Below are 21,420 nucleotides of genomic sequence, written 5' to 3'. Positions count from 1 at the left end.
GAAATCATGGCCTACAAGCGTCGTATCGACCGTCTGCCCATTATTCCCGCAGACGCCAAAAAACAGAATGTCACCTGCCACTACTGCATCGTTGGATGTGGCTATCACGCCTACACTTGGCCAGCGAACAAGCAAGGCGGTACCGCGCCCGACCGCAACGTGTTCGGCGTGGATCTCTCTGAACAACAGTATGCCGAGACCGACGCGTGGTATTCGCCCTCCATGTACAACATGGTGAAGCAGGACGGGAAAGACGTACACATCGTCATCAAGCCGGACCAGGCCTGTGTCGTTAATTCCGGCCTCGGTTCCGTGCGCGGTGCGCGCATGGCGGAGATGAGCTTCTCCGAGGCGCGCAACACGCAACAGCAGCGGCTAACCGATCCGCTCGTCTGGCGTTACGGCCAGATGCAGCCGACGAGCTGGGACGACGCGCTTGATCTCGTCGCGCGGGTAACCGCCGCTATCGTCAAAGAGAAGGGCGAAGACGCACTCTATGTCTCGGCCTATGATCATGGCGGCGCTGGGGGCGGTTACGAGAATACATGGGGCACGGGCAAGCTCTACTTCGAGGCGATGAAGATCAAGAATATCCGGATCCACAATCGGCCCGCCTACAACTCGGAGGTTCATGCTACCCGCGACATGGGGGTCGGCGAACTCAACAACTGTTACGAGGATGCCGAACTCGCCGACACTATCTTCTGCGTCGGTGCCAATCCGCTGGAGACCCAGACAAACTACTTCCTCAACCACTGGGTCCCGAACCTACGCGGCACGTCGATGTCCAAGAAGGAGGAGCAGTTGCCGGGTGAAGAACATCCGCCAGCGCGCATCGTCTTCGTCGATCCGCGACGCACCGTCAGCATCAATGCGGCGGAGGCGGAAGCCGGTCGGGACAATGTTCTGCATCTCGCGATCAACTCCGGCACCGATTTGGCGCTCTTTAATGCGATCTTCACCCACATCGTCGAGAGAGGCTGGGTCGATCAGGCGTTCATCGACGCCAGCACGGGGGGATTTGACGCAGCCGTCGCAGCCAACAAGACGACGATCATTCAGGCCGCCGAAATTTGCGGCGTCTCTGCCGCCGACATCGAGAAGGCCGCACAATGGATCGCCGAACCGAAAGCCGACGGCAAGCGCCGACGTACCATGCTTCCCTACGAAAAGGGGCTGATCTGGGGCAACGACAACTATCGCACCAATGCGGCGTTAGTGAATATCGCACTTGCCACCGGCAATGTCGGTCGTCCCGGTGGCGGTTGCGTTCGCCTCGGCGGTCACCAAGAGGGCTATGCGAGACCGTCTGATGCCCATGTCGGAAAACCTGCCGCCTATGTCGATCAGTTGCTTATCGGCGGTCTGGGCGGGGTGCATCATATCTGGGGCTGCGATCACTACAAGACTACGCTGAACGCGCACGAGTTCAAGAAAGTCTACAAGAAGCGCACGGACATCGTTAAAGACGCGATGAGCGCGACACCGTATGGCGATCGCGACGCAATGGTTAAGGCGATCGTCGATGCTATCAATGCGGGCGGCCTTTTCGCGGTTAATGTCGACATCATCCCGACAAAGATTGGCCAAGCCTGCCACGTTATCCTGCCCGCTGCCACATCCGGCGAGATGAACCTGACCTCGATGAACGGTGAGCGCCGGTTGCGTCTGACGGAGCGCTACATGGACCCACCCGGACAAGCTATGCCGGATTGCCTAATCGCGGCCCGGCTGGCCAACAACATTGAGCGTGTTTTACGCGACATGGGTGATGCGGCCTACGCCGACCAGTTCAAAGGCTTTGACTGGAAGACGGAGGAGGACGCCTTCATGGACGGCTTTCACAATGTTGCGCATGGCGGCGAGCACGTCACCTACGAGCGGCTGCGCGAAGCCGGTAACAACGGTGTCCAGGAACCGCCGACTGGCTATGAGAATGGCAAACTCATTGGCACGAAGCGTCTCTACGAGGACGGTAAGTTTGGCACCGAAGACGGCAAGGCCAAGTTCATGGCGTCGGAATGGCGCGGCCTCCAAGCACCTGGCAAGCAGGAACAGAAGGACAAATTCAAGTTCCTGATCAACAACGGACGAGCAAATACTGTTTGGCAGTCTGCCTATCTGGACCAGGAAAATGACTTTGTCATGGACCGGTGGCCCTATCCATTCATCGAAATGAACCCCGAAGATATGATCGAAGCGGGTGTCAAGGAAGGTGACTTGGTCGAGGTCTACAATGACGCGGGCGCAACACAAGCGATGGCCTATCCGACGCCCACAGCGCGGCGCGGAGAGACTTTCATGCTGTTTGGCTTCCCGACCGGCGTGCAGGGCAATGTGGTGAACGGGGGAACGAACGAATTGATCCTGCCGAACTACAAGCAGACCTGGGGCAATATCCGCAAGATTGCGGATGCTCCTCGCAACGTCGCCCACCTTACCTTCAAGTCGAAAGAGTATCAGCCCGCTTGATGCTCTACGCGGGCGGTAATGCCGCCCGCGTCCTCTCAGATATAATTGGAACATAAACAATGCGTTATGGACTTTATGCCGTATTCATCTGTCTGGCCGCTACCGCCCCTGCCCTTGCAGAGGGCGATACCGCGAAGGGCGAAATCGTGTTTAAAAAGTGCATCGCTTGCCACGCAGTCGGCGAAGGAGCCAAGAACAAGGTTGGTCCAGAACTGAATGGTATTCTCGGTCGCAAAGTCGCAGCTGTCGAAGGCTTCAACTATTCACCTGCCTTCAAAGCCAAAGCGGAAGAGGGTTGGGTCTGGGACGAAAGCCACTTGACCGAATATCTCGCCAATCCACGTAAATACATCAAAGGCACGAAGATGGCCTTTCCCGGCCTGAAGAAGCCCGAGGAAATCACGGACATCATCGCTTATCTAAAGACGTTCGGCGCGCCCTGACATGGACCCAAGCAATGAGACTGTAAGGAGGGAGGCCATATGAACATCCAGCTCGACGCGATCCGTCCGGAAGACGATTGTTTCGGCACGGTTTCGGACCGGCAAATGCTCTCCTTTCCCGAAGCGGTGGCAACTGCGCTCGCAACCGCCGTGCCGCCCGGAGGCCGTGAGACGGTTGCGCTCTCGCAGTCTACCGGTCGCGTTCTAGCTACGGATGTATTGGCGCCGTCGGCGCTACCTCGCTTTGATCACTCTGCGATGGATGGCTATGCCGTGCACTGCGCAGACTTCAACGGACGGGAGCCGTGGATGTTGGAGGTGGTCTCCTCGGTCGCGGCAGGCGAGGTGACGAGCGGCCAGCATGCCGGGTTTCGCAAAGCTGTTGGTATCAATACCGGCGCCCTAATCCCCGATGGGTTTGACGCTGTCGTCGTACAAGAGCGCTGTTCGCAGATGGGGTCCGGGCGGATCCTTGTAACGTCCGCGCCGCGGGAAGGAGCTAACATCAGGCGGCGCGGTGAGGATGTGGCTGCGGACACACTCATCGCGTCCGGGGGCGCCGAAATATCCCCACATCACTCTGCGTTGTTTGCAGCCATGGGTATAAAGGAGGTGTCGGTTCGCCCACGAATTCGCATCGCCTACCTTGCTACCGGTACAGAGCTTCGCCGACCGGGCGAGCCGCTCGGACCAGCGCAGATCTACGATTCCAACTGCTTTCTCGTGCAATCCGCCTTGCTGAAGCATTGGGCCGAGGTCCACGATTTCGGCTACGTTCCTGACACGCTTGAGGCGGCAGTCCGTTTGCTTGAAGAGGTCGCGGGGAGCTTTGACGTGATAATCTCCTCCGGGGGCATGTCCCATGGCCCCATGGATTTCATGCGTGCGGCCCTGAAAACCTGCGGTGCTCGTCTCTCGGTTCTGAATGTGAAGATGCGACCCGGCAAACCATCGGCTTTCGGGCGCCTGAGCGATTCCTTGTTCATCGGCCTGCCGGGAAATCCCATGGCCGCCGCGGTCGCGTTGACGCAGCTTGCAATGCCGGCAATCCGGCGAACCGCCGGCATCATGAAAATCGGAAATGCGTGGGAAGTTGGCGTCGCAGATTTTGAGTATCGAAAACGCTTAGGCCTGTCGGAGTTCGTTCCTGTCCGGTTCTCCGATCAGTCGGGTGACCTCTTCCCCAGTCTTGAGCTTCTGGGAAAAGGTTCTTCTGGCAGCCTACTGCCTCTTGCGCAAGCCGATGGTTTGGCCTGCCTCGGACCTGATCTCGAGGTAGTTCAGCACGGCGCGGCTATTCAGTTCACCCGTTTCCGCGATTGACCCGGCAACATACATGCTCTCAACCGAAGCAAATCACTTGGTGGCATTCACCGAACATTTCCGCCTCAACACGAATGCGGAAACCGGACGATCTGGCTGGCGAGAACTGCTGAGCGTATTTGGCGGGCGGCCTGAGAAAAGTAAGACGCGCGCTGCCAATGCTCAGTAGCTCGTGTCCTACGAGACAGGATGCCTCTTTGCTAGGTGATAGCCCTGCGCACAGCTGCCGACACCCATTCGGAAACCACGACGGTTGCAAGGATGACGATGAAGATCGTCGTCACCTGCGGCCACGCCAGCATGTTCAGCGATGATTGCAGCTTCAATCCGAGTCCGCCGGCGCCGACGAGGCCAAGGATGGCCGATTCACGGATGTTAATGTCCCAGCGGAACACGCTGATACCCAGAAACGACGGCAAGATCTGCGGAACGATCGCGTAGTCGATGACCTGCATCCGGCTCGCCCCGGTGGATGATACCGCCTCCACCTGTCTCTCGTCGATTTCTTCGATCGCCTCGTAGAGCAGCTTTCCGACGAAGCCGATCGACCGGAGCGCAATCGCGATGATACCGGCGAGAAGTCCTGGACCGAGGATCGACACGAGCAGCAGGGCCCAGATCAGCGAGTTGATCGACCGCGACGCAACGATCAGGAAGAGGGCGACAGGCCGCACGACGAGGCGACTCGGAGTGGTGTTGCCGGCAGCAAGAAAAGCGACGGGCACCGCGATCAGCGTTCCCGCCAACGTACCCAGCGTCGCCATGTTGAGGGTGTCCCAGAGCGGAACCAACAGTTCGGGCAGGTAATCGAGCCGCGGCGGAAAGGCCCGGCGCAGGATGTCGCCACCCTGCTTCGGGGCGTCCTGTACAAAGGCCCAGATCGTGTCCTTCGTCATTACCTGCCAGCAGAATACGAACAGCGCGACGAATGCCAGCCAGCCGAGCCACCGGATCAGTTCGGCCTTGGTTGTCTTGTGCTGCCAGACCTTCTGTCCGTCGGATGTGCTAGAAATAGGCATTACTGGATCCGTTTGCGTATGAGGCCGGAGCCGTATTCGGCGAGCATCACAATAACGATGATGAGGATCAGCACAGCGCCGGCGCTGTCATATTCATACCGGTCAATCGAGGTGTTGAGCGTTGCCCCGATGCCCCCGGCGCCGACGATGCCGATGACGGCCGATTCACGGAAATTGATGTCGAAGCGGTAGAGCGACAGGCCGATGAGACGCGGTATAACCTGTGGCTGGACGGCGTAGTTGACGAGCTGCAGCCACGACGCTCCGGTCGCGCGAATGGCTTCGGCCTGCGCCTCGTCGATTTCCTCAATGTCTTCGGCGAGAAGCTTGGCAATGAAGCCGATGGTGGCGAATGCGAGCGTCAGGAACCCGGCGAAGGGACCGAAGCCGAACATCGTCACCAGAAGAATGGCGATGATAATCTCCTGAAAAGCTCGCGACAGGGCGATAATCGAGCGGCAGGCATAGTAGACCGGCGCCGGTGCCATGTTGCGAGCAGCCCCTACGCCGATGGGGATTGAGATCAGAATGCCAACGATGGTCGAGCAGACCGTCATCGTCAGGCTCTCCTGCAGCCCTGCGACGATGTCGCGCCAGCGTGACGTGAAATCCGGCACTAGAAAGCCTTGGAGGAAGCGCCAGCCGCGATCCAGCCCTTCATAGACGCGCAGCCAGTTAACGTCGATGGTCGAGGTTGCGGCGAGGAGATAGATCATCGCGCCTGCGTAGATGGCCCAGCGCACCGCGTTGTTCTGGATGAAAAGCGGCGGTCGCCGCCACCGGGTGGGGTAGGAGTACGCCGAGGCCGTCATGCCACCCCTGCCATGCGTTCTTCGGCCCGAAGCCGGTCCGCGGCGGCGGCGCGGTCTTCTTCGGCATCGTCGGAGGCCTGCTTGCGCATGGCGTCCCAGTCCTCCTCGCCATAGATGCGAGTGAGCGCGGCCGTGTCGAGTGCGTCCGGCGGACCGTCGAAGACGACTTCGCCGGCCCTGAGCCCGATGATGCGCTCGACAAAGGCCTGTGCCAAAAGCACATCGTGAATATTGATGATAGCAGGCAGATTACGCTCGCGGCAGACCTCGATGATCAGGCGCATGATCTGGCGCGATGTCTTCGGGTCGAGCGAGGCGGTCGGCTCGTCGATCAGCAACAGTTCGGGGTCCTGTTCGAGCGCGCGGGCGATTCCGACGCGCTGACGCTGACCGCCGGAAAGCGCATCGGCCCGTTTGTCTGCATGGTCCGTCAAGCCGACCCTGTCTAACAACGCAAAGGCGTTGGAGACATATTCGGCGGGGTAGCGCCGAAAGAAGCTGCGCCAGAAGGGCACGTAGCCGAGCCGGCCCGACAGCACGTTTTCCATCACCGTCAACCGTTCGACCAGCGCGTATTCCTGGAAGATCATGCCGATGCGGCGGCGCGCCAGCCTTAGGTCGCCGCGCGACAGGCCCGTGACGTCGAGCGTATTGAGAAAGACCTTGCCTTCGCTTGGCTCGATCAGCCGGTTGATGCAGCGGATTAGGCTGGATTTGCCGGCACCCGAAGGGCCGATCAACCCGACCACCTGGCCAGCTGGAATCTCCAGGCTGACGCCCTTCAGGGCTTTGTCCCCGGTCCGGTAGGTCTTGGTCAGCCCAGAAATCCGCAGCATCCGATGGTCTCCGTCCAAAATACAGGAAGCACCGGACCCTTTCGGGCCCGGTGCTTGGCATGTTTAAGCGTCTACTTGCACTCGTAGGAAACGCCGTTGGCCTCATCGATTTGGCGGATGACCGACCAGTTGTCCTTGAAGCTGATCGGGATGAAGGATTCCTGCGGCGGTTCGGAGGTTTCGAATTCTTTCAGGAGCGCAGTGCCTTCCCAGTTGAACGAGAAAAATGCGTCCTTGATTTTTTCCTGGAGTTCAGGCGTCAGGTTGTACGCAACGCCATAGCCAGTGGTCGGGAAGGTTTGCGACTTGAAGATCGAGACGATCTGATCAGCCTTAACGACGTCACGTGCGATCATGCGCTTCATCACCGAGTTCGCGACCGCCGCAGCCGGATAGTCCTTGTTGGCAACACCGAGAATCGAATTGTCGTGTTTACCGGAGAAAACCGGCTCAAAATCTTTTCCAGCCTCGAGCTTGTACTCGGACTTCAGCAGCGCCGACGGCGCCTTGAAACCAGAGTTGGATGTCTCGGAAGTGAAGGCCAGCTTCTTACCCTTGAGGTCTTCGATCTTTTCGACGCCTGAGCCCGGATAGGTGATGATTTCCATCTCGTAGCCGAAGGCGCCGTCCTTGGATGCCATCATGGCAAACGGGCGGAAGCCGGCGCAGGCGACAGCGATCGGGTTCGAGCCTGTATTGAAACCCGAAACGTGTAGACGGCCCGCGCGCATCGCTTCGATCTGTGCGGCGTTTTCCTGAACAGGGAAGAATTGAACCTTCTTACCCGTCTTTTCGGCGAGATGATCGAGAAAGCCCTTCCAGACATCGGCATAGACCGCCGGATCTTCAACCGGCGTATAGGCAAAGACCAGGGTGTCAGGGTCGACGAGTTGGCTGGCATCCGTCGGGATGTCGGCGACCAGGTCACCATCGGCATCGGTGTAGCGGCTGTCCAGGTTGAACTCCGCATTTGCCGGTAGTGCGACGGCGGCGGCCGAAAGGACGAGGGCTGCGAAAAGCGACTTCATTTGTGTCTCCAAGGTCAGATCCAATCGACCCCGTTATCAGTCAGACGCGCTACAGTTTTGTGACATCTGGCAATTAAAGCCCGATATTTCTAGAATTCTGGATATATCTCCCCAGACGGCTAGGTCCACTTGGTGAGCGACGGCAACTTGGGCCGCTTGTGCATACTAATAGTCACCCAACGAATAGCCCGAACCGCGAACTGTTCTAATAAGCTTGTCGCTTTTTCCGAGGCTAATTCCCTTTCGCAACCGCCCGATATGCACGTCAACCGCACGTTCATCGACGGAAGCGTCATCCCCCCACAGGGACGCCCTAAGTTCGGAGCGAGAGTAAACGCGCCCGGGTGAACGCATGAGAAATTCGAGCAAACGAAACTCGGTCGGACCAAGTTTGACTTCACGCTTTTGCCGGTGAACACGCCGGCTCATGATATCGAGGGTCAGATCGCCGACGCGCATCAAATTTTGTAAGACCGCTGGATTGAGCCGCCGCAGTATATTCTTTATTCGCACGACAAGCTCGACCGGCGACAACGGCAACAACATGCAGTCGTCTGCACCAGCGGAAAGCGCACCAATCCGTTGTTCGCTCAGCCGAGCGTCCAATAGGATCAATATCGGAAGGCTGGCCGTTGCGGGCCGCTCGCGCAGCCGTGTGCAAAGTTCGATAGCCGATGGACGAGCAACGCCCGCGCCAATCACCAAAATGTCTGCTCCCTTCAGGGCGAGATCTGCCTCGACATCGATCGATCCATCATTTTCGGAGACATTAAAGCCTTCGCGTTCTAAGGCCGCCCTGATGATCGAGCGAACAACATTATCATCGTCTGCAACGAGTACACGCGCTGTCACTTCGATACTTCTCCTACTAAGTTTCGAGTGAGTATCCGGCGCCCCTCACAGTTCTGATAACATCTTGCAAACTCCCGAAATTCAAGGCCTTGCGCAGGCGCCCGACATGCACATCGACGGTGCGTTCGTCGACATAGATGTCATGGCCCCAAACGCCATCGAGAAGCTGCGCACGAGAGAAGACGCGACCTGGGGAGGCCATAAGGAATTCCAGCAGGCGAAATTCCGTCGGGCCGAGGCGCACTTCGCGGGTGCGGCGATGCACGCGATGCGTCTCGCGGTCGAGCTCGATGTCGCCGCAGCGCAGCACGGTCGACACGACCTCCGGCTTCGCCCGGCGCAGCATGGCGCGCACGCGGGCAACGAGTTCCGGCGTCGAGAACGGCTTGACGACATAGTCATCGGCGCCGGTGGCGAGCCCGCGCACGCGCTCGCTTTCCTCGCCGCGCGCCGTCAGCATGATGATCGGCAGGCGTTCGGTCTCCGGCCGCTGGCGCAGCCGCCGGCACAGTTCGATGCCCGAAACGCCCGGCAGCATCCAGTCGAGGATGAGGAGGTCCGGCATGCGCTCCTGCAAGCGCACTTCGGCCTCGTCACCGGAGAGGATCGTATCGACCTCGAAACCTTCGGCTTCGAGGTTGTAGCGCAGGAGAACGCTCAGCGCCTCCTCGTCTTCCACGACGGCGATTCTTGGCACCATGGAGGCAAAACTCCTTACTCGGAGGCTTCGGTGACGTCGGCAGTGACCACTGACGTCGAGGTGTCGTCCTTCGGGCGTTCGCCCTCGGGCTGCGAGCCGGTTGCCATGTAGTAGATGGTTTCCGCGATGTTGGTCGCATGGTCGCCGATGCGCTCGATGTTCTTGGCGCAGAACAGGAGATGGGTGCAGGGCGTGATGTTGCGCGGATCTTCCATCATATAGGTGAGGAGTTCGCGGAACAGCGAGGTGTAGATCGCGTCGATCTCGTCGTCGCGCTCGCGGATAGCCTTGGCCTTTTCCACCGAGCGGGTGGCGTAGACATCGAGCACTTCCTTGAGCTGGATCAGCGTCAGTTCGGCGAGGTGCTCCAGGCCGCGGGTGAGCTTGCGGGGCATGCCCGAGCTCTGCACGGCGATGACGCGCTTGGCGGTGTTCTTGCCGAGGTCGCCGACGCGCTCCAGTTCAGCCGCGATGCGGATCGCACCCATGATCTCGCGCAGGTCCGCCGCCATCGGCTGGCGCTTGGCGATGGTGACGATCGCCTTCTCGTTGATCTGGCGCTCGGCGGTGTCGAGGATGATGTCTTCCGAGATCACCTTCTGCGCCAGCGCACCATCGGTGGTGACGAGCGCGCGGACGGAATCCGCCACCATCTGCTCGGCCGTGCCGCCCATTTCGGAGATGCGGCGGGAGAGGTACTTCAGTTCTTCGTCGTAAATCGACATGATGTGGGTCAATGACATGGTTGTGTCCTTGCTGCGCTCGGGTTTTCAGGGTGTTCAGCGACGATGGCGTCAGCCGAAGCGGCCCATGATGTAGTCCTGCGTGCGCTGGTCGTCCGGGTTGGTGAACATCTTGTCGGTGTCGTTCTCCTCGACGAGGTTGCCGAGGTGGAACATGGCGGTGCGCTGCGAAACGCGGGCCGCCTGCTGCATCGAGTGCGTCACGATGACGATCGTGAAGTTGGCGCGCAGCTCGTGGATCAGTTCCTCGACCTTGGCGGTCGCGATCGGGTCGAGCGCCGAGCAGGGCTCGTCCATCAGGATGACTTCCGGGCTGACGGCGACGGCGCGTGCGATGCACAGGCGCTGCTGCTGGCCGCCGGAGAGGCCGGTGCCCGGCTCCTGCAGGCGATCTTTTGCTTCGTTCCACAGACCTGCGCGTTGCAGGCTGGACTCGACGATGCGATCCATGTCGGCTTTGGTCTGGGCAAGACCATGAATACGCGGACCGTATGCGATGTTTTCGTAGATCGACTTCGGGAACGGGTTCGGCTTCTGGAACACCATGCCGACACGGGCACGAAGTTCGACCACATCGACGCTCGGATCGTAGATGTCTGCGTCGTCCAGCGTGATTCTGCCGGTGACGCGGCACCCATCGATCGTATCGTTCATGCGGTTCAGCGTGCGCAGGAACGTCGACTTGCCACAGCCGGACGGGCCGATAAGGGCAGTAACCGTGTTTTTACGCACGTTCAGGTTTACGTCGAACAGCGCACGCTTCTCGCCGTAGTAAACTGATACATCCCTGCCGACCATTTTCACTTGCGCGTTACTCATAGTTTTATCCAGCGCCTTCTCAACTGCTGCTTCTGACATCATGTTCATCTGCGTATTCTCCCTACCAGCGGCGCTCGAAGCGCTGTCTGAGAAATATGGCGATGCCGTTCATCAGCACCAGGAACCCAAGAAGCACAAGGATAGCCGCGGAGGTGCGGGCAACAAATCCTCGCTCCGGGCTATCGGCCCACATGAAGATCTGCGTCGGCAATGCAGTCGAGGCTTCAAAGACGCCATCCGGCGGGCTGGTGATGAACGCGTTCATACCAATCAACAGGAGCGGCGCGCTTTCGCCCAGAGCACGTGCGAGCGAGATGATCGCACCCGTCATAATTGTCGGCATCGCAAGAGGCAGGATGTGATGAAAGATCGCCTCATGCTTGGACGCGCCAACACCAAGCGCGGCCTCGCGGATAGAGGAAGGCACTGACTTCATCGAGACACGGGTAACGATGATAAGGGTCGGAAGCGTCATCAGCGATAGCACCAGGCCGCCGACGATCGGAGCCGACCGCGGCATGCCGAACCATCCAAGAAAGACGGCCAGTCCGAGAAGGCCGAAGACAACCGACGGAACAGCTGCGAGGTTGTTGATGTTCACTTCGATCAGGTCGGTGAACTTGTTCTTCGGAGCAAACTCCTCAAGATAGATCGCGGCTGCGATACCGACCGGGAAGCTGATCAGGAAGCAGACCAGCAGCGACCAGAAGGAACCGGAAATCGCCCCTGCCAGACCAGCGAGCTCGGGGAAACGGCTGTCGGCATTGAAGAATAGAGCCCAATTGAAAGGCCTCGAAATAATGCCCTGGCTTACCAACTGATCGAACATGCCGATCTGCTGGTCGGTCACCCGGCGCTGGGATTCCGGCGTGTCGCGGCTTACCTGACCTTTCGCCAACTGATCGAAAGGATCAGCAAGCGGGATCGTAAAGGTGCTCTTGCCGTCGAGACGGCTAGGATCTGCGACCACGGCATCACGGACAATGAACTGACCTGACGACGTGAACATTTCAAAATACTTGCGCTCGTCACTCCGGCTCAAGCCAGGAAGCTGCGCGCGCAACGCCCCGCGAACAATGCCACGCCAATCGGCATCAGCAATCTTCGTCCGATCAACGCCTGCGGTCGAAAGATCGATCTCGATCTTTGCCACGGACTGGGTGAAGGCGGAGTGGCCGGTATAAATCAGCGAGGATATCAGCAGCGCCAGAAAGCCCAGCGCAAAGATGATGGCGACCAAGCCATAGGCCTGCAACCGGCGGTCGGCGGCGTAGCGCCGCTTTCTGCGGGATTTCATATCGTCCGACTGCCAGTTGATCGCAGGCACACTGACGGCGAGGTCTGAGGAGGCGGTAGCCGACATTAGTATTTCTCCCGGTACTTGCGAACGGTGTGGAGAGCAATCAGGTTCAGGATCAACGTCACAACGAAGAGCACGAGGCCGAGTGCAAAGGCAGCGAGCGTCTTCGGGTTGTCGAACTCGGCGTCGCCAATGAGCAGCGTCACGATCTGAACGGTTACCGTTGTAACGGCATCCAGCGGGTTCAAGGTCAGTTTCGCGATCAGGCCTGCTGCCATCACCACGATCATGGTTTCACCGACCGCACGGCTAAGTGCGAGGAGAACACCACCGACAATGCCCGGGAGTGCAGCAGGAAGAAGGACCTTGCGGATCGTCTCGCCCTTGGTCGCACCGAGTGCATAGGAGCCTTCGCGCATGGCGCGGGGCACAGCGGCGAACGCATCGTCTGAAAGCGACGAAATGAACGGAATGATCATCACGCCCATGACAGCACCAGCGGCCAGCGCGCTGTTCGGCGATGCCTCGAAGCCTACGGCAATGCCGAGGTCGCGAATGGCCGGCGCAACAGTCAGAACCGCGAAGAAACCATAGACGACCGTCGGGACACCGGCCAAAATCTCAAGAAGAGGCTTCACCACAGCACGGAACTTCGCAGGGGCGTACTCGGTCAGGAAGATGGCGGAAAGAATGCCTGTCGGCACGGCGACGATCATGGCGATCCCTGAGATCAGGAATGTCCCATAGAGCACTGGAAGTACGCCGAATGCACCCTGCCCGGCCACCTGGTCGGCACGCATGGCGATCTGAGGTTCCCAGCGGAGGCCAAACAGGAACTCGTTGAACGGAACCATGGTGAAGAAGTGGAACGCCTCGAATACGAGGGAGAAGACGATGCCAAGCGTGATGAGAATCGCGAGGAGCGACGAAAACATCATGAACAAGGTTATCGAAAGCTCGACGCTGTGCCGTGCGCGATATCTCGATTCGATGACTTTCAGCCCGAAGAACGCGCCGATCGCCGCGGCAACTGCCACTGCGGCAGCCATTAGATAAGCCGAAATGCTCTGCAGAGACTGATAGTGGGCCGCAGCCGCTTTAACTTCTGCCGTAGGCTCTTTGAACAGGTTTCCAGCGGCAACCTGACGAACCTCACTCATGAGGATTGAGCTTGTGGATGAATCCAGATTCTCAGAGCCGGGAATTCCGGAAAGAACGAGGCTGTTGACGATCGTTGACTGAAACACGAGCCAGACAAGAAGAAGAACGAGTGCCGGGACAGCGGTCCAAATGGCAACGTTCAGGCCATGGTAGATTGGCCGCGAGTGAACTTTTCCGATGGCGCCGTTATGCGTTGCCTTCGCACGACTCTTGCCAACATAAACCATCGTCAGCGCGGCAAGCGCCAGAAATGCTAGTAGATATCCCGACATGACGCCCCCAAAATACATATGCGAAAAGCGCTGCCCGCCTTCATGGCGGACAGCGCAGTTATTTTAAGCGATTAGGAGCCGAACTTCTTGCCTTCGAGAACAGCCTTCTGGGCTTCTTTGAACTTTTCCGGAGCAAGCGGGGTCAGACCGCGTTCAGCCATATAACCATCCTGGCCGAGGGCCGCGTCCGACATATATTCCTCGAGGAATTCCTTCATGCCCGGAATAACGTCGCGGTGCGCGTTCTTGACGTAGAAGAACAGCGGACGGGCAACCGGATAGGTGCCGTCAGCGATGGTCTCGAAAGTCGCCGGAACACCGTTGATCTTGACGTCCTTCAGCTTGTCGCTGTTTTCGAACAGGAACGAATAGCCGAAGATGCCGATTGAGTTGGCATCGGCTTCAAGACGCTGAACGATAAGGTTGTCGTTTTCGCCGGCTTCGACGAACGGGCCGTCCTGGCGCATGCGCGAGCAGACTTCGTTCCACTTGTCGGCATCCGCCTTCTGAAGGTCAGCCATGCCGGGCAGGCCCTTGCAGCCATCGTGCATGACTAGTTCCACGAAAGCATCGCGCGTGCCGGACGTCGGCGGCGGGCCGAACGCGACGATCTTGGTTGCCGGAAGAGCGGGGTCGATATCGCTCCACATCTGGTTCGGGTTGGCAATGAAGCCACCCTTGCCATCCGGCAGTTCGGCGGCGAGCGCCTTGAAGATCTGCTCTTCGGTGAGGCTCCAGTCGGTCGTGTTGGCGCGCGATACCGCGATCGACAGACCGTCATAGCCGATGAGGGCTTCGGTGATGTCGGTCACGCCATTGTCGGCGCAGAGCTTGACTTCGGAATCCTTGATAGCGCGCGATGCACCGGTGATATCGGCGAAATCTTCGCCAATGCCGCCGCAGAACGCCTTGAAGCCACCGCCGGTGCCAACCGATTCAACAACCGGAGCAGCCTTGCCGGTCTTGTTTGCATATTCTTCAGCAGCAGCCTGCGAATAGGGGAACACGGTCGAGGAACCGGTCACCTTGATCTGGTCGCGAGCCATGGCAGAGCCTGCCGTCGCCAGCACGATAGCGGCAATCGCGCAGCTTCCGAGATATTTCTTCATGGATTTTCTCCCGTGGAATTGGACTGACGCTTCGGCGTCGCCATCCATCTACGGGAGTTGCATAACAGATTTGTGACAGTTTTTTGTAAGAAGTAAAACGGACCTTTAAGCGGCCCGTCGCGTCTAGGTAATGGGAACGCAATCCTACATGCGCTAACACGGCGCTTCATGTTTTCGCGTTCATGTCGACCGTAGCATTTGCACGGAGCAGCCTGCAACAATGCAATGACAGCGAGTGTGCTATTCGCCGAAATTCGACTTATCGCCCTCGGCCGGCTGACGCTGAACGTACCGGGAGCGTCTGGCAATCGCTCAGCCGATCAGCCGTTTCAGCGTTCGCGGATGGACCCTGTAGCGGCGGGCAACATCCGTCAGACTTTCACGACCCTGCCGTAGCGCCTTGACCGCATCGGCGCATTGCTCTTCAGTCAGCGATCGACGGCGTCCAAGGCTTTGGCCGCGCTGGCGCGCCGCTTCCATCCCCGCAATCGTCCGTTCGCTGATCATAGACCGCTCAAACTCTGCCATTGCCGCAATGACATGAAAAATCATCCGCCCGCCTGCCGAACTGGTGTCGATGCTTTCCGTTACCGAACGAAACTCGATCCCCCGCGCCTGCAGCTTGCTGATGACGTCGATCAGGTGGCGGATCGAGCGGCCGAGGCGATCCAGCCGCCAGACGACGAGCGTGTCGCCCCTCCGGAGATTACGAAGGACAGCGTTAAGGCCGCGGCGTTTCTCCACCGCGCCGGAAATTCCATGGTCCTCGAACACCTTCTCGCACCCGGACGAACGCAGAGCGTTCACCTGAAGGTCGAGGTTCTGGTCGTTGGTCGAAACCCTTGCATATCCGATCATTGCCATGCCGGTGGAAAACCTTGTGCTGGCCGCACCATGCCGCCGTTACCTTGACAAAAAGGAACCTTTTCGCGGGGAAGGCATGCGTAGGGGCGACCCTTGAGATTTCCGATCGTGGCAAGGGCTTTTGCAAGGAACAAACCCGTTGCTGCGGTGATGACAAAAAGGTTCGTTTCTATCCCGTCCGCGCGCGCTGACCTCCTTCACGCAATGCGCGGCCCGACTTATGGACGCCTGGATCACGAATGCAGCTTCAACGAACGGTGCGGACGTCCTCTGTGCCCACGTCCTGCAATATCTCGGTCCTGACATGATATTGACCGTCACGGACACGTCGGCAGCCGACCCGCTCGACTGGACCTTTTCTTTCTTTCACAGTTACGCGCTTCCTTCGGGCTTTGCCGATATACTAGACTTCGAGCAAGGTCGGCCGTTTCGCGATTTTGCAGATCAGCGGTTCGCACTCGAAACACTGGTGGCGGGGCGGCAACGCGCGATCCTGCAGGAGCGCCCGGAGATCGAGCCTGTCGATGCCCGCCTTCTGCATGCCCGGATCGTCGGGAATCGCATTGTCCTGCCCTACAGGAAGACGGGCGGACATGCCGCGTGGTGCCTATCCCTCATGCGTGTCCGCTGCATTCTGCCTGTCGCACCGATGGTGCCGGATCTGGACGCCACCTCACTCGTGATCCTGCAATTGCTTCGGGAAGGTTTTACCGCACGGGAGATGGGCGGCCAGATCGGCCTTTCCTTCCGCACCGTCGAGCACAAACTCGAAAAGCTCAAAGCCGCATTCGGTGCGCGTAGCGTGGCGCACCTCGCTACGCTGTCCGTCACAGCGGCTATGGACCAGGGTTGAGCGACGTTCGCGCAAATCGGGTATTTCTACCCTTGCGACTTGCTGCATCCCTTAACGTCTTATGAACCATAGTCGGCGGGCGGCATCAGGTCGCGCTGGCATCATGACGATAGCGTTGATTTCAGGCATCGATAAATTGGCGTGGTCCGATGACAAGCATTTTAACGAACATCGCCGCAATGTCCGCTCTCCAGACCTTGCGAGGTATCGGCTCTTCCCTTGACGAAACCAGCCAGCAAATCAGTTCGGGGCTGCGCGTGAAGACCGCAGCCGATAACGCTGCTTACTGGTCGATATCCACCACGATGCATTCGGAGGCGCTGGCGATGTCCGCCGTCACCGACAGTATCGGGCTCGCCTCGGGTATTGTGGACACCGCCTATGCCGCGATGAAGACCGTTCAAAAGAGTTTCGTCGAGATCAGGAACCTCGCGATCATCGCTAGCGACATGCCGCCGCCGGAGTTCGAGAACCTCGTGATCGGCGGGTTTTCGCCAGACAAGTATTACGCCAGGTCGGACGTCGCCGAAATCGAACAAAAGATGCAGCTTTTGCAGGACCAGGCTCGTGACGCCATGATTTCCGCCTCATTCTCCGGCGTGAACTTGCTTTACAACCAGAAGGGCCAGCCGCAGAAGGCGAGCGAGAAGGTCTACTCGTTCGTCATCGGATACGGTGAAGCCAAAGTTCAGACGCTGGATGTGGAGGCCATGGACCTACTTCTTCTGAACGACGACGCAGGCTACCCGATGAGCCATCCCTCGGATTACAATCCCGAGCGCTCGCTGTTCGATCTTTCCGACGTGATCGATACGCCCGGTTCGTTCGTTCCCGCCTCCGCCACCTGGTACAACATCCTGCTCACCAACCCGACCACGGGTGAGCCCGAGGCATACGACGTCCATCCGTCCTATACATTGATGAGGCTGGAGAACAACATCGCGCGGAACGGCGGTGATCGAGCCGGGCTGTATTCCAATGTTATCGACTATCTGGATACCAAGCTCCAGGGCCTGACGGACCGGATGGCCTATCTCGGCACGCTCCAAAACTCTCTCGATACGCACGATGAACTGAACAAGAAGCGGATGGAAACGGTCACTCGGGGTATAGGCAGGCTGGTCGACGCCGACATGAATGAAGCGTCCACGCGTCTCAAGGCTTTGCAGACCCAACAACAGTTGGCGATGCAGGCGCTTCACATAGCAAACTCGGAGCCGGAGACGATACTCCGTCTGTTCAACTAGGCTCAGGACCTATTAATTTGGTTTGAGATGTGATTCACGGTTTCTGAAAGGAGACCTTGATGAGTGATTTGTTTCTGCTAAGCGAGCGCCAGATGGCTCGGATCGCGCCGTATTTTCCCTTGGCCCATGGGGTTCCACGCGTTGATGATCGCCGTGTCGTCAGCGGCATTGTCTACGTCATCAAGCATGGCCTGCAATGGAAGGATGCACCAAAAGATTACGGACCCCACAAAACGCTCTATAACCGTTTCATTCGCTGGAGCCGCCTTGGCGTGTTCGACCACATCTTCGCGGCACTGGCCGGTGCAGGTCCCAGGCCCGAGCGTATCATGATCGACGCCACGCACCTGAAAGTACATCGCACGGCGGCGAGCCTGCTCAAAAAGGGGATGTTCCCCGTCGTATCGGGCGAACCAAAGGCGGACTGAATTCCAAACTGCACACCGTCTGCGATGGCGAGGGACGCCCAATCATCATGCTGCTTAGCGAAGGCCAGATGAGCGACCATAGGGGCGCTCGTCTCGTGCTGGATGCCTTGCCGCCAGCCAGGACGCTGATTGCCGACCGGGGATATGACAGCAAGACCTTCCGGGAAGCCTTGCAGGCAAAAGGCATCGAACCCTGCATCCCTTCGAGCCGCAGCAAGAAGGTGCCATATCCCTATGACAAGGCGCTCTACCAGAAGCGCCACAAGGTCGAGAACCTCTTCGCCAAACTCAAGGACTGGCGCCGCATCGCAACCCGCTACGACCGATGCGCGCATACATTCTTCTCAGCCATATGCATCGCTGCAGGCGTAATCTTCTGGCTTTGATTTAACGATTCCTCAGCCTAGCAAATGGGCGCGCCGGCTCTAAACTGAATACCTCGCTGGGGGCCATCGGTCCCGGCGCCCGTTGAAGGGGCAGCGCTCCGCTGCTCCTGCTGCGGCTGCCCTTGCATCCGATCTCGGCATGCGCGGTTTCCTGCATCATACCCTCTCGCCGTGAAACAGAAGCTCGAAAAACTCAAAGCCCCTTCGGTGCGTAAGCGTGGCGCATCTCGCCACGCTATCACTTAGGTAGGCGATGGGGCCGACGTGAGGCCGGCTTCGAGAGACGCGAATATGTAGGTGCCGCAGTCCGGGGAGTACTTTAGGCGACGATAGTACGGTGCGCATGCCGAGGACGACTGGTCCAATGCCGAACCAGGGCGTCGTGAGCGATAGGAAACTGTTTCAGTGGATGCTGACAAACGTTGTGATGCCTGGCTGGTCAAAGCCGCAAACGAGACCGATCGGACAGTCGCGATCGAAGGTCGCAGGCTGGCATTAGGTCGATTCTTATCACGACTTGCGACACCAGATACCCCTCCGTCGGAACGCTCTCGATGTGCGGATGGTGGCCTGAATGGCACCAATGTGATTTTCAATTGCGTTATAAGACAATTGAAAATCACATAAGGGTATCAATCACTTATTCCATAAAAAATATTACCAGACTCGCTTGCGATCCGCATTTTTGGAATTACCTGGGGACTCTAACCATTCTCAAAAGGAACCTCTGATGACCCCTGACCGCAACGACCGCATCTCCGCCGCACTCAGCGCTCTCGACGCACTTCGCGTGACCCTCGTCGATCTCTCTAGCGACATCGACGTTCTCCACGACGAGGAAGCCGACGCTGAGAAGATTCCTGATACTGACGATCCTTTCTCAGCCGCAGCCGAAGAAGCCCTGCTTGATGCGTACGACAAAATCTCGACAGCGATCGAACAGCTCGCCGCCGCTGGCCAGAAGCTCGATGAAGCGATTAGCGCCAAGCCGGACGGTACCGAGGAAGATAAGCGCCCCGTGGACCCTGAGATCTTTTCCACGTATTTCCGGGAGCGGGCGTAAGTAAAATTTGCCGACATCCGTATCTATTTCGCGTATAACATATCGCCAGAGGAATTATTGGAATATTTTTCGGTATACCCTCTTTTATATCTCGCCGACTCCGGCAATCATCTAAATACAGATCGTGATTTACATCTGAAAATGGAGATCAAAATGAATAATGCACTTACAGACACCAACCTCGTTGCGCTGGCGGATCGCATTTCCGTCATTAATGCAAAGTTCGTCAACTCCTCCGACGTTCAAATCGCATTCGATATCGCCGTTGACGGCAATGTGGTTCACGGCTCGCTTGAATGGCTGACCGATGATCTCGAACTCTGCCACGAGGACGCACACCTCGATATCAACAGTGAGTTTCGTCATGACATCGCGGCCGCGCTTGGCGAAGCCGATGTGGCTATCTACCGAGAAGCAAGTCTCGACGCGCGCAGCGGCGTGCTGGGTGATATCGCCGAGATCGTACACGACAAGCTTGTCGCCGCTCATGCCGAGCTGAAGGATGAAATGCTTCCGGAGCTGGAAGACTGGTGGTACATTGCAAAGCCATCCGCTTCCGGAGACGGAATTTATGGCTTTGGCTCCGAACGCGAAGCTGCCGAGTACAGCGCGTTGCTCAACGAGCGGGATGACAGGGAGTACGATTGCTGGGCGAAGTCAGAGGTAAAGCTGGCTGAGGCTCTCAGTGTCGTTGACAAGAAGCAGGGTTTCGTCCTCGAAGAAGGCCTTGCCGAACTGAAGGATCAGATCGCCGAAGCAGCGTAAATCCATCCCACGAACGATTGACAATGAGCGGCCTGTGGGCCGCTTTTCCTTTTTTCCGTGTGGTCTTACGCGCTAGCCCAGCGCAACAATCGAGGTATTCCAGGAGTACCTCGCCATCGTCGCATTGACCTATCCGTCAGCCATGACACATCTCCGCCGCGACGAACGTGGCTATGTCAATCAGCCCAAGACCCCGGGCGGAGCCACGAACTTCGGCACCACGCAGGCTGTTTACGACAGCTATCGCAAGCCGCTGGGCCATCGCGTGAGGTCGGTCAAGCTGATCGCCGAGCCCGAGGTCGCGACGATCTACAAGACGCAGTACGCCGATATGGTCCGCTATGACGATCTTCCGGCAGGCGTAGACCATGCAATCTTCGACGCCGCCGTGAATCGGGCGTCTCCCGTGGAGCGACGTGGCTCCAAGCATCCGTCGGTACGCTTGTCTCCCAGCGATTACCTGACAATGGAGTCGTCAATCTCCGGTAGAGTCGAGCCCGTGGGATAGCTTTGTAGTGAAGAGGCCATGAATTTCGCCCGCGGTGTTGATGTGGGCAGTGGCCGGCAGCATTGTGAATATGCAGACGATGTCGCGGTCTCCCCATGACACGGCATTGGCTGCATAGGAAAGACTCCATCTTATAGGCTGCCTGTGTCAGGGCCGGGGATACGCCCGGGCCTTTCGTTGTGGTGTCGACGTAGCAAGGGAGCCATCAGGCTCCCCTTATCGAGTTCATCCAAAATCGCTTGATGTTCGGGTGATCCCGAGACCACATACCTGTCCGGAAGCAAAAGCTTCTGCGCCACGGACTTCGGGTCTTGAAATAGGAACGCTGGTCGTGCTCGGCGCAGGGCACCGTCGGAGTGCCTTTTGAGAACGATAATGTGGCTCATGCCGCTCTCCCAGCCTGCGAAAGCGCTTCCG

At 58.4% G+C, this 21,420-nt stretch carries 21 protein-coding genes and 1 pseudogene; 10 read left to right on the top strand and 12 right to left on the bottom strand.

Going from position 1 to position 21,420, the window contains the following annotated elements; all coding sequences use genetic code 11:
• The first annotated feature begins 6 nt into the window (after positions 1-6).
• From J2Y63_RS20715 to J2Y63_RS20705, 3 genes are read left to right on the top strand one after another with little or no spacing between them, the layout of a single operon-like run.
• Positions 7-2,472, top strand: a complete 2,466-nt coding sequence (locus J2Y63_RS20715; protein WP_435267619.1) for an arsenate reductase (azurin) large subunit — start codon at positions 7-9, stop codon at positions 2,470-2,472.
• 59 nt (positions 2,473-2,531) lie between these two features.
• Entirely contained in the window at positions 2,532-2,915 is a 384-nt protein-coding gene (locus tag J2Y63_RS20710) for a c-type cytochrome (protein WP_435267618.1), read from the top strand.
• A 39-nt stretch (positions 2,916-2,954) separates the two neighbouring features.
• Positions 2,955-4,238: a molybdopterin molybdotransferase MoeA gene (locus tag J2Y63_RS20705; protein ID WP_435267617.1), complete on the top strand. Its 1,284-nt coding sequence runs from the start codon at positions 2,955-2,957 to the stop codon at positions 4,236-4,238.
• A gap of 200 nt (positions 4,239-4,438) precedes the next feature.
• Here the strand turns inward: J2Y63_RS20705 and phnE (J2Y63_RS20700) are convergent, their stop codons facing one another.
• From phnE (J2Y63_RS20700) to J2Y63_RS20645, 12 genes are all read right to left on the bottom strand, one after another.
• Positions 4,439-5,257, bottom strand: a complete 819-nt coding sequence (gene phnE, locus J2Y63_RS20700) for a phosphonate ABC transporter, permease protein PhnE (protein ID WP_435267616.1) — start codon at positions 5,255-5,257, stop codon at positions 4,439-4,441.
• A complete protein-coding gene (gene phnE / locus J2Y63_RS20695) occupies positions 5,257-6,069 on the bottom strand; it encodes a phosphonate ABC transporter, permease protein PhnE (protein ID WP_435267615.1) in 813 nt (270 codons plus the stop codon). The genes phnE (J2Y63_RS20700) and phnE (J2Y63_RS20695) overlap by 1 nt, the downstream gene beginning before the upstream one ends.
• The gene (phnC, locus tag J2Y63_RS20690; RefSeq protein ID WP_435267614.1) at positions 6,066-6,905 is read right to left on the bottom strand and encodes a phosphonate ABC transporter ATP-binding protein; all 840 of its coding nucleotides are present in this window, start codon (positions 6,903-6,905) and stop codon (positions 6,066-6,068) included. The genes phnE (J2Y63_RS20695) and phnC overlap by 4 nt, the downstream gene beginning before the upstream one ends.
• Positions 6,906-6,976: 71 nt before the next feature.
• Complete coding sequence (gene phnD / locus J2Y63_RS20685) at positions 6,977-7,933, bottom strand: phosphate/phosphite/phosphonate ABC transporter substrate-binding protein (protein WP_435267613.1); 957 nt, start codon at positions 7,931-7,933, stop codon at positions 6,977-6,979.
• A 165-nt stretch (positions 7,934-8,098) separates the two neighbouring features.
• Entirely contained in the window at positions 8,099-8,785 is a 687-nt protein-coding gene (locus J2Y63_RS20680; protein WP_435267612.1) for a winged helix-turn-helix domain-containing protein, read from the bottom strand.
• Between the two features lie 16 nt (positions 8,786-8,801).
• Positions 8,802-9,485, bottom strand: a complete 684-nt coding sequence (gene phoB, locus J2Y63_RS20675) for a phosphate regulon transcriptional regulator PhoB (protein WP_435267611.1) — start codon at positions 9,483-9,485, stop codon at positions 8,802-8,804.
• Between the two features lie 14 nt (positions 9,486-9,499).
• Positions 9,500-10,228 (bottom strand): phosphate signaling complex protein PhoU, encoded by a 729-nt coding sequence (gene phoU / locus J2Y63_RS20670; RefSeq protein WP_435267610.1) that lies wholly within the window; start codon positions 10,226-10,228, stop codon positions 9,500-9,502.
• 51 nt (positions 10,229-10,279) lie between these two features.
• Positions 10,280-11,095 carry a phosphate ABC transporter ATP-binding protein PstB gene (gene pstB, locus J2Y63_RS20665; RefSeq protein ID WP_435267609.1) on the bottom strand — a complete coding sequence of 272 codons (816 nt, stop codon included), beginning with the start codon at positions 11,093-11,095 and terminating at the stop codon, positions 10,280-10,282.
• 13 nt (positions 11,096-11,108) lie between these two features.
• Positions 11,109-12,410, bottom strand: a complete 1,302-nt coding sequence (gene pstA, locus J2Y63_RS20660; RefSeq protein WP_435267608.1) for a phosphate ABC transporter permease PstA — start codon at positions 12,408-12,410, stop codon at positions 11,109-11,111.
• The gene (gene pstC / locus J2Y63_RS20655) at positions 12,410-13,780 is read right to left on the bottom strand and encodes a phosphate ABC transporter permease subunit PstC (protein ID WP_435267607.1); all 1,371 of its coding nucleotides are present in this window, start codon (positions 13,778-13,780) and stop codon (positions 12,410-12,412) included. The genes pstA and pstC overlap by 1 nt, the downstream gene beginning before the upstream one ends.
• 71 nt (positions 13,781-13,851) lie before the next feature.
• On the bottom strand, positions 13,852-14,889 hold the full coding sequence (locus J2Y63_RS20650) for a PstS family phosphate ABC transporter substrate-binding protein (protein ID WP_435267606.1): 1,038 nt from the start codon (positions 14,887-14,889) through the stop codon (positions 13,852-13,854).
• Between the two features lie 312 nt (positions 14,890-15,201).
• A complete protein-coding gene (locus J2Y63_RS20645) occupies positions 15,202-15,753 on the bottom strand; it encodes a recombinase family protein (protein WP_435267605.1) in 552 nt (183 codons plus the stop codon).
• Between the two features lie 220 nt (positions 15,754-15,973).
• On the opposite strand from J2Y63_RS20645, the gene J2Y63_RS20640 reads away from it, so the two are divergent.
• The 7 genes and pseudogenes from J2Y63_RS20640 (at position 15,974) to J2Y63_RS20610 (ending at position 21,003) form a co-directional block, all read left to right on the top strand.
• The gene (locus J2Y63_RS20640) at positions 15,974-16,606 is read left to right on the top strand and encodes a hypothetical protein (RefSeq protein ID WP_435267604.1); all 633 of its coding nucleotides are present in this window, start codon (positions 15,974-15,976) and stop codon (positions 16,604-16,606) included.
• Between the two features lie 149 nt (positions 16,607-16,755).
• Positions 16,756-17,853, top strand: coding sequence for a flagellin (locus tag J2Y63_RS20635; protein ID WP_435267603.1), 1,098 nt, complete (start codon positions 16,756-16,758; stop codon positions 17,851-17,853).
• Positions 17,854-17,912: 59 nt separating this feature from the next.
• Positions 17,913-18,083: pseudogene (locus J2Y63_RS20630) on the top strand (transposase); the annotation flags it as partial.
• 26 nt (positions 18,084-18,109) lie between these two features.
• Positions 18,110-18,667 carry an IS5 family transposase gene (locus J2Y63_RS20625; protein ID WP_435267680.1) on the top strand — a complete coding sequence of 186 codons (558 nt, stop codon included), beginning with the start codon at positions 18,110-18,112 and terminating at the stop codon, positions 18,665-18,667.
• 730 nt (positions 18,668-19,397) lie between these two features.
• The gene (locus tag J2Y63_RS20620) at positions 19,398-19,730 is read left to right on the top strand and encodes a hypothetical protein (RefSeq protein WP_435267602.1); all 333 of its coding nucleotides are present in this window, start codon (positions 19,398-19,400) and stop codon (positions 19,728-19,730) included.
• Between the two features lie 153 nt (positions 19,731-19,883).
• Positions 19,884-20,495 (top strand): hypothetical protein, encoded by a 612-nt coding sequence (locus J2Y63_RS20615; protein WP_435267601.1) that lies wholly within the window; start codon positions 19,884-19,886, stop codon positions 20,493-20,495.
• 142 nt (positions 20,496-20,637) lie between these two features.
• The gene (locus tag J2Y63_RS20610; protein WP_435267600.1) at positions 20,638-21,003 is read left to right on the top strand and encodes a glycosyl hydrolase 108 family protein; all 366 of its coding nucleotides are present in this window, start codon (positions 20,638-20,640) and stop codon (positions 21,001-21,003) included.
• Positions 21,004-21,420 lie beyond the last annotated feature (417 nt).

The sequence above is a fragment of the Shinella sp. BE166 genome, from assembly GCF_051201095.1.
In the GTDB taxonomy this organism is placed as follows: domain Bacteria; phylum Pseudomonadota; class Alphaproteobacteria; order Rhizobiales; family Rhizobiaceae; genus Shinella; species Shinella lacus.
Note: the sequence above shows the minus strand (reverse complement) of the source record. Positions and strands in the feature narration are given on the sequence as shown.